Below are 11,090 nucleotides of genomic sequence, written 5' to 3'. Positions count from 1 at the left end.
GACCGCACCGCCCCCGACGGCCTTGCCGCCCTCGCCGCGGACCGCGGCACCTGGGACGCCGTGGTCGACACCTGGTCGGCCGAGCCGCGCGCGGTCCGGGACACGGCACGGCTGCTGCGGGGCCGGGCCGACCGGTACGTGTACGTCTCCAGCCGGTCCGTGTACGCCTGGCCCTGGCCCTCGCTGGGCGGGCCGGCCGAGGACGGGCCGCTGGTCGAGGGGGCCGCCGCCGACGCCGGGGCGACGGAGTACGCGCAGGACAAGCGGGGCGGCGAGCTGGCCGCCGTGGAGGCCTTCGGCGCCGCGGCGTCGGTGCTGGTCCGGGCGGGGCTGATCCTCGGCCCGTACGAGAACATCGGCCGGCTGCCCTGGTGGCTGACCCGGATCGCCCGCGGCGGTGCGGTCCTGGCGCCGGGACCGCAGGACCTGCCGCTGCAGTACATCGACGCCCGGGATCTGGCCGACTGGCTGCTCGGGGCCGTGGAGCAGGAACTGAGCGGGCCGTACGACCTGGTGAGCCCGCCCGGGCACACCACCATGGGCGAACTGCTGAGGACCTGCGTCCGGGTCACCGGCGCGGACGCCGAGCTGCGCTGGACCGCCCCGGAGGCGATCCTCGCCGCCGGGATCGAGCCGTGGACCCAGCTGCCGGTGTGGGTGCCGCCGGACGGCGAGATGTACGGGCCGGCGCACCGGGGGGACGTGTCCCGGGCGCTCGCCACGGGGCTGGTGTGCCGTCCGGCCGGGGAGACCGTCGCCGACACCTGGCGGTGGCTGACGGACATCGGCGGCAGGGCACCGCTGCGGCCGGACCGCCCGGCCCCGGGCCTGGATCCGGAGGTGGAGGCGAAGGTCCTGGCCGGTGCCGGGGGTGTACCTGACACCACCCTCTGAAAGGGGGGATCGGCCCCGTGCCTGCGCGCGCCGGGGTCGGCGAGACTGACGGCATGAACACCAACACGAAGAACGACGGCCTCCGTACCCGGCTGCGGGACGTTCTGCTGGCTGCCGGGCGGGGGTTCGTGCTGGCCGTAGTCTCGCTGCCGCTGGCCGTCCTCTGCTTCACCCTGGCGGCCGTGTCGATCGCGCTCATCCCGGCCGGCCTCGGGATCTTCACCACACCGCCGGTCCTGACCGGCGTACGCACCTTCGCCAACTGGCGGCGGGTGCTGGCCGCCGAGTGGAGCGGAGTGCGCATCCCGGTGGCGTACCGGCCGATTCCCGAGGACGCCAACCCCTGGACGCGCACGGTGCTGATGCTGGCGGACCCCGCGACCTGGCGGGATCTGCGGTGGCTGCTCGTGGACATGACGGCGGGGTTCGTCACCGCCCTGCTGCCCGCCGTGCTGGTGCTCTACCCGCTGGAGGGATTCGTGGTGGCGGCCGGGCTGTGGCGTGTGCTGTCGGACGCCGAGGGCGGCCCCTACTGGTACGCCTTCGTGCCGGTCGACAGCCAGGCGACCGCGTTCGCCGCAGCCGCCGTGGCCGCCGTACTCCTGGTGGCGGCCCACCGGTTCACCCCCTCGCTGCTGACCGCGCACTTCCGCCTCACCCGCACCGTCCTGGCCCCGAGCCAGGCCGAGCTCACCGAGCGGGTGCGGGTGCTGACCGAGACCCGGCGGGACGCCGTGGACACCTCCGCCGCCGAACTGCGCCGCATCGAACGGGATCTGCACGACGGGGCGCAGGCCCGGCTGGTCGCCATGGGCATGGACCTCGGCACCATCGAGGCGCTGCTCGAAAGGGACCCGGCCAAGGCGAGGAAGCTGCTCGCGAAGGCCCGCCAGAACTCCAGCGCGGCTCTGGAGGAGCTGCGCGGCCTGGTCCGCGGCATCCATCCGCCGGTACTGGCCGAGCGCGGACTCGGGGACGCGGTACGGGCGCTGGCGCTCAGGCTGCCCCTGCCGAGCGAGGTGACCGTGGAGCTGTCCGGCCGCACGGACGCACCGGTCGAGTCGGCCGCCTACTTCGCGGTCAGCGAGGTGCTCACCAACGCCGTCAAGCACTCCGGTGCCGAGCGGGCCTGGGTGGACGTGCACCACACCGACGGCATGCTGCGCATCACGGTCACCGACAACGGCAAGGGCGGTGCCGTGATCGGCGCGGGCTCGGGGCTCGCCGGGGTCGAGCGGCGACTGGGTACATTCGACGGTGTTCTGGCCGTCAGCAGTCCGGCGGGCGGTCCCACCCTGGTGACCATGGAGATTCCGTGCGCGTTGTCCTAGCAGAAGACCTCTTCCTGCTGCGGGACGGGCTGGTCCGGCTGCTGGAGGCCTACGACTTCGAGATCGCGGCGGCCGTCGAGTCCGGACCCGAACTCACCAGGGCCCTGGCCGAGTTGCAGCCCGACGTCGCCGTGGTCGACGTCCGGCTGCCGCCCACGCACACCGACGAGGGTCTGCAGTGCGCGCTGCAGGCCCGCCGGGAGCGGCCCGGGCTGCCGGTGCTGGTCCTCTCCCAGCACGTGGAGCAGCTCTATGCACGGGAGTTGCTCGCCGACGGCAGCGGCGGGGTGGGGTACCTGCTCAAGGACCGGGTGTTCGACGCCGAGCAGTTCGTGGACGCCGTGCAGCGGGTGGCCGCGGGCGGTACGGCGATGGACCCGCAGGTGATCCAGCAGCTGCTGTCGCGGCGGGCGGCCGACGACCGGCCGCTCGCCCGCCTGACCCCCAGGGAGCTGGAGGTCCTCGAGCTGATGGCGCAGGGCCGGTCGAACACGGCCATCGCCGCACAGCTGGTGGTGACGGAACGGGCCATCGCGAAACACACCTCCAACATCTTCACCAAACTGGGCCTGGAGGTGTCGGACGACGACAATCGCCGCGTTCTGGCCGTGCTCGCCCACCTCGACCGCGACCTCTGATGTGCGCATCAACTTCCGCTGTTCAGGGGGTATTTGAGGCCAGGGGGTGGGGTATTCCTCGGACAAATTTGTGAGACGGCTGAACACCTCTGGGGTGGTGTCCGTATGGAAGGACGCCGCTTCACTCCTGTCGGGCGCCTCGATGCTGCCCCGCAAGGAAGTCAGAGGAGTTCCATGGGACGCAACACACGAAAACGCCGTACGCCGCTGGCCACCAAGGCCATTGCCGCATCGGCGGCCCTAGCGCTCGGTGGGGGCGGGCTGATCTGGGCGAACTTCTATGCCTCGGCGCACGAGTCGAACAACCAGTCGTGGGGAGGCAACCAGACCAAGGCCGCCGCGGCTCAGGTCGCGACGATCTCCTGCCCGGACGTCGGCCAGAAGCTGACGAACGTGCCCTGGCGCGCACGCCAGGGCGTGGCGATGGAGCTGGGGAACCTCGACAAGCAGATCACCGAGGCCTACAACCGGCTCGCCTCCACCCGGCAGGCGCAGACGAACGATCCGAGCTTCGTGCAGAACTCGATCGTCGGTCCCCTCAAGGACAAGCGGGCCTCGACGATCGACCGGATCAGGATGGACATCCAGCGGGTCGGCGGCTCCTTCAACAGCGCGCTGAACCAGCTCGCCGCCTGCACGACGCAGTCCGCCAACCAGACGACCGCCGGGGGGCAGCAGCAGAACGGCGGCCAGCAGCAGAACACCGGCGGTCAGCAACAGAACACCGGTGGACAGCAGCAGAACGGTGGTCAGCAGCAGAACACCGGCGGTCAGCAGCAGAACGGTGGTCAGCAGCAGGCCGGCGGCCAGCAGCAGAACATCGGCGGGCAGGCGGGCAACGGCCCGGTCGCGGCCGACTTCGTGGACATCACGAAGGTCGCGCCGAACGTCCAGGGCAAACCGCGGCAGACCGGCAACGGCTCCACGGGTACGTTCATCACGCGCTGCGGCGTGAACGCGAACAAGAACCACAACACCGACAACGTCATCGTGGCGCCCGGCGTGACCAACGGCGCGCACCACCTGCACGACTACGTCGGCAACCAGAAGGTCAACGCGTTCTCCAGCAACCAGACGTTCCTGCAGGGCGGCACCAGCTGCCAGAACCGGAACGACCTGTCGTCGTACTACTGGCCGGTGGTCCGCGTCCAGGACGGCAGCCAGGACTTCGACCAGAACGCGGACGGCGGCGGCAAGGAGGGCAACGTCGGAAAGATCCTGACGCCGGTCCAGGCGCAGATCAAGTACGTCGGCAGCCCTGCCAGCAAGGTCGTCGCGATGCCGCAGTTCCTGCGCATCATCACCGGTGACGCCAAGACCACCACCAACGGTCTTGCCAACGCCAACGCGCACTGGAGCTGCACCGGCTTCGAGAACAAGGTCCAGCTGACGTCGCAGTACCCGATCTGCCCGCAGGGCAGCAAGGTGGTGCGCACGTTCGCCTTCCAGAGCTGCTGGGACGGGCAGAACATCGACAGCGCCAACCACCGCACGCACGTGGCCTTCGCCGACCCGGCGAGCGGCGTCTGCGGGAACGGCTTCAAGGCGATCCCGCAGCTGACGATGCGCCTGGTGTACAACATCACCCCGCCGACCCTCCAGAACGGCCAGGTGAAGAACGCCTACGCGGTCGACGGCTTCCCGGAGCAGCTCCACAAGCCGGCCACCGACCACGACGACTTCATCAGCGTCACGACCGGCGGCCTGGCGAACAAGATCGCCAACTGCATCAACACCGGCCGGCAGTGCCAGTGACGAGCAGGTAGCGCGAGCGGGCGGTGGGAATTCCCCACCGCCCGCTTCCGTGTGTGCGCCGCCGGGCCGGGGCGGCGGCCGTCAGCCGCTGTGCGCGTGGTGGTCGGTCCCGATCTCCACGTCACCGCCGAGCGTGCCGCGCAGCGCCTTGACGACGCCGTTGTCGCCGACGGCGACCCACTTGCGCCCGACCAGGTAGTAGCCGCCGTAGTCCTTGGCGTCGTTGATCCACTCGCGCTGGCCGCGGTCGGTGGCGAAGGTCGCGAGGATGAACCGCCCGTCGGTGTTCTTGCAGATGGCCTGGCGGATCTCGTCGGCGTCGGTCTGCATGTTCGGTTTGCACTTCACCTCGGCGGCCAGGCTCTCCAGGCTGCCCGTGGCGGTGGGCGGCACCTTCTGCGCGTCCCCGCCGGAGCCGCAGCCCGTCAGCGCCAGTACGGCCGCTGCACCCGCAACGGCGAGCATCGGTCGCGTCAACCTCATCTGTTCCTCCGGTCCTGATGCGCAGAAGCATGCCGCAGAGAGCCCTTGCGAGGGGCCCCGCCCCTCGATACGGCTCCCGCGGGCACCGCGCTCAATCCGCTGCCGCCGCGGGCACAGGTGTGCGAAGGTGACCCGGTGAACCAAGACTGGGAAGACCGCGTGGCCGCCGCCTGGACCACCTTCGACGACTACGCCGAAGAGGACGCCGCCGAGTTCCGCGCCGTGATCGACAAGCTCGTCGCCGAGCTGCCGGACGGCAGCCCGCTGGGCCCCTTCGAGCAGGCGTGCGCCTGGGACTCCACCGGTCACTCGGACAAGGCGGTGCCGCTGTACCGGGAGGCGCTGGCGCGCGGCCTGAGCGGGACCAGCCGGTACAAGGGCCGCCGGGCCAAGATCCAGATGTCCAGCTCGCTGCGGAACATCGGCCAGGCCCAGGAGGGCGTCGAGCTGCTCACCCCCGAACTGGACGCCCCGTCCGACGAGTTGGACGACGCGGTACGCGCGTGCCTCGCGCTGTGCCTGTCCAGCCTGGGCCGCGACCGCGAGGGCCTGTCCCTGGCGCTCGGCGCGCTGGCTCCGCACCTGCCGCGCTACCAGCGGTCGATGGCGAACTACGCACGTCTGCTCGTCGAGCCGGAGGACTGACCCACCCGCACCCCGAAGCCGCGGGGCGCGCCGGTGCCGGGGGGACGCCCCCGCCCGGCCCCTCGGCACCGGCCGCGGCGCCCGCAGGCGGAGGCAGGCGGGCCGGCCGGTGACCAACCAACGGTTCGCTCGTTCTCCCGGACGTGCAGTCACAGGAAGTAGACCAGCGTCCCGCACCCGCCTCCGCCGGGGCCGCCGGCCCGGTAGTCGACGTCGAGCAGGCCGAGGCCGCGCTCGTCGAGCACTACCCCCGGCTGGTCCGGCTCGCCTACCTGGTACTGCCGCCCCGCCTCGGCCGCAGTCGCCGGGTACTGACGGCACACGCCCTCGCCCAGCGCGCCCTGCCCGGGGGCCGCAAGCAGGCGTCCGTGATCCCCGCCCAGTCCACGGGCCGGGACGGCGACCCGGGCTACGCCTACCTCCGCCAGCGCGTGCTGCTGGCGGCGCTGGAGGCGGCCCGCCCCCGCAAGACCCTGCCGCGGCTCTCACAGCTGCCGCCGCTGCTCCCCCAGGTCTGGGGCCTGCGCCTGTTCCCGCGCTCCGGCGGCGCCGACGAACTCGCCCTGGACCAGCGGCTGTCGGACCTGTCCGGCCCGGCCCGCGCCGCGTACGTGCTGCGCGGCCTGGAGAAGCTGCCCGATCCCGACATCCGCAGGATCCTGGAAGCGGCCGGGGTCGACCAGCCCGAGTCCGCGCTGGCGGAGGCCAACGGGGTGCCCGGACAGGACGCGCTGCTCTCCTCCCCCGAGTACGACCCCTGCTCGCTGCAGGCCCGGCCCACCGATCTGATGCGCCGCCGCCAGCACGCCAAGGCCGCGCTCGCCGCGGCGGCCGCGCTCGCGGTGTGCGGGGCGCTGGTGGTCATGCCGGGCGGCGGCTGGGGCCCCGACGGCGCCGCCGCGCCCCTGTACGCGCAGAACCCGGCGGCCGAGGCGGCCCTGGACCCGGGCAAGGTGACCCGGGTGCCGCCGACGGCGTGGCAGTCCGCCGCCCGTACCGACTTCTCCGTGTGGCCCGCACGCGGCCCGCTCACCGGTGACAGGGCCCTGCTGCGCCGCGCCCTGGCCGTCTGGGCCCGCCCCGGGGAGACGGTCCGCGTCTCGGCCACCCCCGGCACCCAGACCGGCGGCCCGGCCGGCCCGCCCCAGCTGCTGTACGCGGGCACCGTGGACGGCGCCCGGGTGGTGATCCTCCACGACGGCCTGCGCATCGTCCGCTACGCCGAGCCCACGGACGGCACCTCCGGCGCCGCGCTCGACTTCGCCCGCGTCGACGGCGCGACCGGCGCCGAGGCGGGCGCGCTGGTGCTGGGCCGCTCCGACGGCAACGTCCGCTACCTGATCGCCCCCTGGGTGAAGAAGGTGGCCGTGCGGGACCTGATGAAGCCGGGCGCGGCCGTGGAGCCCCTCACCGTCACCGGCGGCGTGACCACACCGCTGGGCAGCCCCGCGCTGCAGCCCGGCAGCTGCACGTCGTGGAACGTGCTCCAGCTGACCGACGCCGGGGGCACCCGGCTCGCCACCGACCTGGGCGAGCTGGTCCCGGCTCACCTCACCGCCGGACGCCCGGACGCCCCCGCCGAGGCGTCCGGCGCGGACGGGCTGCGCGCCTGGGCGCCGTTCGCCTGTTCGCTGGCCATGGAGCGCTCCGCGGGTGTCCGCAGCGTCAACGCGTGGGCGTTCGCGAACCAGGCACTGCCCGAGCGGAGCGGGTCGGCCGGCTGGCTGTGCACCCGGGCCGAGACCTGGCGCGGCGACGGTACGGCCGCGCTGGCCCAGTTCCGGACGCCTCGCGGCGCGGTCGGGGCGGTCGTGGCCAAGGGCGGGGACGTACCGGCGTGCGGTCCGCGCGACCCGCACGTGCTGGCCGGAGTGCTGTGGAAGTCCAAGACCGGGACCTGGTACCTGCTGGCGGCCGGCAGCGAGGGAACCGCGTCGATCCACGCGACCGGCGGGGTCACGGCGTCGGGGCAGGGGCAGCTGCTGGCCGCCCGGGCCAAGCAGGGGGCGCAGGCCGACCTGAAGGCGACACTGTCCGACGGACGCCAGATCAGCGGGCTCCACTAGCCGACGTCCAGCAGCTCTTCGGCAGCTTCAGCAGTCGGCGTTCGGCGGGTTCCCTGGTCGGTGTTCGGCAGGCTCCACCGGTCGGCCTCTAGCTGACATTCGCGTCAACAAGGTGCTGCACGGGGGTTCTCAGACGACTTACCCGTCAGTACATTGACGCCATGTCTAACACGCAGGCCCGGCCGGTGGAGTCCGAGCGCATACCGCTCAAGGCCCGCAACGTGTCCTTCTCCTGGGAGGACACACCCTTGCACTGGGTGCCCGGCGACCCCTTCACCACGCACACCATCAACGTGCTGCACCTGCTGCTGCCCGCCGGCGAGCGGTGGTTCGTGCACGTGTACAAGCAGGTGCTGCCGCTCATCCGGGACGACCGGCTCCGCGAGGACGTCATCGGCTTCATCGGGCAGGAGGCGATGCACTCCCAGGCCCACGACGAGGTCCTGCCGCACCTGCGCGAGCAGGGGCTCGACCCGACGCCGTACACCGCGCAGGTCGACTGGTTCTTCGAGAAGCTGCTCGGCGACCGCACCCTGCCGCCGGGCAGGGCGCGCCACTGGTGGCTGCTGGAGCGGGTCGCGCTGATCGCGGCGATCGAGCACTACACCGCCTTCCTGGGCGACTGGGTGCTCAACGCCGCCGAGCTGGACCGGCGCGGCGCCGACCCGACCATGCTGGACCTGCTGCGCTGGCACGGCGCCGAGGAGGTCGAGCACCGCTCCGTCGCCTTCGACCTGTTCGTGCACGTCGACGGCAGCTACCGGCGCCGGGCGCGCACCTGGGCGACGGCCTTCAGTGCGCTGGTGTTCCTGTGGCAGCGCGGGATCCGCTTCTTCCTGGAGAACGACCCGACCCTGGTGGACGCCAAGGCCTCCGTGAAGGACTTCTACGTGCGCGGCCGGCAGGGCACCCTGCCCTCCACCGGCGACATGCTCAAGTCCATCCCGCGCTATCTCAGCCGCTCCTACCACCCCTCCCACGAGGGCTCCACCGCGCAGGCCGTCGCCTATCTGGCCTCCTCCCCCGCCGCGCTCGCGGCCGAGAAGGCAGGGGCATGATGCCGAAGCTGCGCACCGTCGCCCTCGTAGCGGGCGCCGCCCTGCTGACCCGGCGGGCCCTGCGCCGCCGCGTCGAGGCCTCACCGCTGTGGCCGCTGCCCGCCCTGGACCCGCCCGTCTCTGGCCGCCCCCGCTCACGGGCCCTGCGGCTGCTGCTCACCGCCCACGAGACCGTCGCCGACGGGGTCGTACGACTGCGCCTCGAGGGAAGCGGCCTGCCGCGCTGGGAGCCGGGTGCGCACCTCGACCTGGTGCTGCCGTCGGGGCTCGTACGGCAGTACTCGCTGTGCGGCGACCCCGGGGACACCTCCTCCTACACGGTCGCCACCCGGCTGGTCGAGGACGGGCGGGGCGGCTCGCGCGAGGTGCACGAGCAGCTCGCCGAGGGCATGGAGCTGGAGGTGCGCGGACCGAGGAACCGCTTCCCGCTCGTCGAGGCGCCCGCCTACGTCTTCGTCGCGGGCGGCATCGGCATCACGCCGGTCCTGCCGATGCTGCGGGCCCTTCCGGACGGCGCCGACCTGCGACTGCTGTACGGCGGACGGAGCCGGGCCTCGATGCCGTTCCTGGAGGAGGTGCGGGCGCTCGCCGGGGACCGGCTGACGCTCGTCGCCGAGGACGAGGACGGACGCCCGGACCTGGACGCACTGTTCGCCGGGGTGCCCGAGGGGGCGGCCGTGTACTGCTGCGGCCCCGAGGGGCTCATGGCGGCGGTGGAGGCACGGCTGCCCGAGGGTGCCACGCTGCACCTGGAGCGGTTCGCGCCCCGCACCTCGGCCGACGGGAACGCCGAGTTCGAGCTCGAACTCCGGCGCAGCGGGCGGACGGTGACCGTCCCGGCCGACTCCACCGTGCTGGCCGCCGTGCGCCGTGAGCTGCCGGCCACCGCGTACTCCTGCGAGCAGGGCTTCTGCGGGACCTGTCAACAACGGGTGCTGGAGGGCGAGGTGGATCACCGGGACGAGCTGCTGACGGATGCGGAGCGTGCCGACTCGATGCTGATCTGTGTATCACGGGCCAGAAGTGAGCGTCTCGTGCTGGATCTGTGACGGAACCATGCGAACGCCGCCGAGGGCCCGGACCGTTCGGGGCCGGATTCGATCGGTAAGGTGTTCGCATGAGTACCGGGGTTCGCCGCAGGATGGGCGTCGAGGAGCGACGGCAGCAGCTCATCGGCGTCGCACTCGACCTGTTCAGCCGCCGCTCGCCCGACGAGGTCTCCATCGACGAGATAGCGGCGGCGGCGGGCATCTCGCGCCCGCTGGTCTACCACTACTTCCCCGGCAAACTGAGCCTGTACGAAGCCGCGTTGAAGCGCGCCGCCGAGGATCTGGCCGACCGGTTCGCCGAACCGCACGACGGCGCGCTGGGGGCCCGCCTGCTGCGGGTGATGCGCCGCTACTTCGACTTCGTGGACGAGCACGGCCCCGGTTTCTCGGCCCTGATGCGCGGCGGCCCGGCCGTCCCCGCGGACGGAGTCGGCTCCAGGGACCACGTGTCGGCGACCAATGCGCTCATCGACTCCGTACGCCAGGCCGCCTATGACCAGATGCTGCTGCACCTGGGTGTCGTCGACGCTCCTCCGCGACTGGAACTGGTCGTCCGCTCGTGGATCTCGCTCGCCGAGTCGACGGCACTGATCTGGCTGGACGGCCGGCGCATCCCGCGCGCCGAACTGGAACTCCAGCTCGTCCACGACTTCGCCGCGCTGGCGGCGGTGAGCGCGGCCTACGACGAGGACATGGCCGCCCTGCTGCGCACCATGGTCAAGGACGAGCCGGCCGACGGGCCCTTCGCAGAGCTCGTCGGCCGGCTGATCTCCCTGGCTCCCTGAGGGCCTAGCGGTCGAACTTCCGGTACGAGGGATCCAGGTCGTGGACCTCGGCGGAGGCGTGCAGCGCGAAGCCCTTCTCCGCAACGTGCCGGCGCAGCAGCTCCAGCACGGCCTCCGTGAGCCTGGCCTTCGTCTCGTCGCTGCGGCCGGCGAGGAGCCCGACGGTCACGTGCACGATCGCGTGCCCGTGCTCCGCCGGGTCCTCGTAGCCGTACGCCGTGAACGCGCCCGGCCGGAACTGCGTCTTGCAGGCCTCCGGCTTGGCCGCCGCGATCTCCACGGTCGCCTCGTGCAGCGCCCGCGCGAAACCGGCGCGGTCGAAGGCGGCCTCCATCGTGTGCGAGTAGTCGACGGTGATCTGCGGCATGGGCACTCCTGTTCTACGG

11 protein-coding genes are annotated in these 11,090 nt (G+C 72.4%); 9 read left to right on the top strand and 2 right to left on the bottom strand.

The window, feature by feature from the left end; genetic code table 11:
• The 4 genes from AB0H32_RS02055 to AB0H32_RS02040 form a co-directional block, all read left to right on the top strand.
• The coding region (locus AB0H32_RS02055) for an NAD-dependent epimerase/dehydratase family protein (protein ID WP_361112719.1) at positions 1–894 on the top strand (894 nt) is incomplete at its 5' end.
• 53 nt (positions 895–947) lie between these two features.
• Positions 948–2,225, top strand: coding sequence for a sensor domain-containing protein (locus AB0H32_RS02050; protein WP_361112716.1), 1,278 nt, complete (start codon positions 948–950; stop codon positions 2,223–2,225).
• Positions 2,210–2,863: a response regulator transcription factor gene (locus AB0H32_RS02045; protein ID WP_361112713.1), complete on the top strand. Its 654-nt coding sequence runs from the start codon at positions 2,210–2,212 to the stop codon at positions 2,861–2,863. The genes AB0H32_RS02050 and AB0H32_RS02045 overlap by 16 nt, the downstream gene beginning before the upstream one ends.
• A 174-nt stretch (positions 2,864–3,037) precedes the next feature.
• Entirely contained in the window at positions 3,038–4,618 is a 1,581-nt protein-coding gene (locus AB0H32_RS02040; protein ID WP_361112710.1) for a DUF1996 domain-containing protein, read from the top strand.
• A gap of 81 nt (positions 4,619–4,699) precedes the next feature.
• On the opposite strand, the gene AB0H32_RS02035 is transcribed toward AB0H32_RS02040, so the two are convergent.
• Positions 4,700–5,101 (bottom strand): hypothetical protein, encoded by a 402-nt coding sequence (locus tag AB0H32_RS02035; protein WP_361112707.1) that lies wholly within the window; start codon positions 5,099–5,101, stop codon positions 4,700–4,702.
• 117 nt (positions 5,102–5,218) lie between these two features.
• Between AB0H32_RS02035 and AB0H32_RS02030 the strand changes: the two genes are divergently transcribed.
• The 5 genes from AB0H32_RS02030 (at position 5,219) to AB0H32_RS02010 (ending at position 10,704) form a co-directional block, all read left to right on the top strand.
• Complete coding sequence (locus tag AB0H32_RS02030; RefSeq protein ID WP_361112742.1) at positions 5,219–5,746, top strand: tetratricopeptide repeat protein; 528 nt, start codon at positions 5,219–5,221, stop codon at positions 5,744–5,746.
• Between the two features lie 143 nt (positions 5,747–5,889).
• The gene (locus AB0H32_RS02025; protein WP_361112704.1) at positions 5,890–7,812 is read left to right on the top strand and encodes a hypothetical protein; all 1,923 of its coding nucleotides are present in this window, start codon (positions 5,890–5,892) and stop codon (positions 7,810–7,812) included.
• A gap of 161 nt (positions 7,813–7,973) precedes the next feature.
• Positions 7,974–8,870 carry a metal-dependent hydrolase gene (locus AB0H32_RS02020; protein ID WP_361112701.1) on the top strand — a complete coding sequence of 299 codons (897 nt, stop codon included), beginning with the start codon at positions 7,974–7,976 and terminating at the stop codon, positions 8,868–8,870.
• On the top strand, positions 8,870–9,919 hold the full coding sequence (locus AB0H32_RS02015; RefSeq protein ID WP_361112739.1) for a PDR/VanB family oxidoreductase: 1,050 nt from the start codon (positions 8,870–8,872) through the stop codon (positions 9,917–9,919). Before AB0H32_RS02020 ends, AB0H32_RS02015 begins: the two co-directional genes overlap by 1 nt.
• Before the next feature lie 68 nt (positions 9,920–9,987).
• The gene (locus AB0H32_RS02010) at positions 9,988–10,704 is read left to right on the top strand and encodes a TetR/AcrR family transcriptional regulator (protein WP_361112698.1); all 717 of its coding nucleotides are present in this window, start codon (positions 9,988–9,990) and stop codon (positions 10,702–10,704) included.
• 4 nt (positions 10,705–10,708) lie between these two features.
• Here the strand turns inward: AB0H32_RS02010 and AB0H32_RS02005 are convergent, their stop codons facing one another.
• The gene (locus AB0H32_RS02005) at positions 10,709–11,071 is read right to left on the bottom strand and encodes an isomerase (RefSeq protein WP_361112695.1); all 363 of its coding nucleotides are present in this window, start codon (positions 11,069–11,071) and stop codon (positions 10,709–10,711) included.
• Between the last annotated feature and the right edge of the window lie 19 nt (positions 11,072–11,090).

It is taken from the genome of Streptomyces sp. NPDC020362 (genome assembly GCF_040642095.1).
Lineage (GTDB): Bacteria > Actinomycetota > Actinomycetes > Streptomycetales > Streptomycetaceae > Streptomyces.
Note: the sequence above shows the minus strand (reverse complement) of the source record. Positions and strands in the feature narration are given on the sequence as shown.

Bases quoted from the DNA above. Each gene is read 5' to 3' on its own strand.
- AB0H32_RS02050 (WP_361112716.1), top strand. From the start codon at position 948: ATGAACACCAACACGAAGAACGACGGCCTCCGTACCCGGCTGCGGGAC.
- AB0H32_RS02040 (WP_361112710.1), top strand. From the start codon at position 3,038: ATGGGACGCAACACACGAAAACGCCGTACGCCGCTGGCCACCAAGGCC.
- AB0H32_RS02035 (WP_361112707.1), bottom strand. From the start codon at position 5,101: ATGAGGTTGACGCGACCGATGCTCGCCGTTGCGGGTGCAGCGGCCGTA.
- AB0H32_RS02020 (WP_361112701.1), top strand. From the start codon at position 7,974: ATGTCTAACACGCAGGCCCGGCCGGTGGAGTCCGAGCGCATACCGCTC.
- AB0H32_RS02015 (WP_361112739.1), top strand. From the start codon at position 8,870: ATGCCGAAGCTGCGCACCGTCGCCCTCGTAGCGGGCGCCGCCCTGCTG.
- AB0H32_RS02010 (WP_361112698.1), top strand. From the start codon at position 9,988: ATGAGTACCGGGGTTCGCCGCAGGATGGGCGTCGAGGAGCGACGGCAG.
- AB0H32_RS02005 (WP_361112695.1), bottom strand. From the start codon at position 11,071: ATGCCGCAGATCACCGTCGACTACTCGCACACGATGGAGGCCGCCTTC.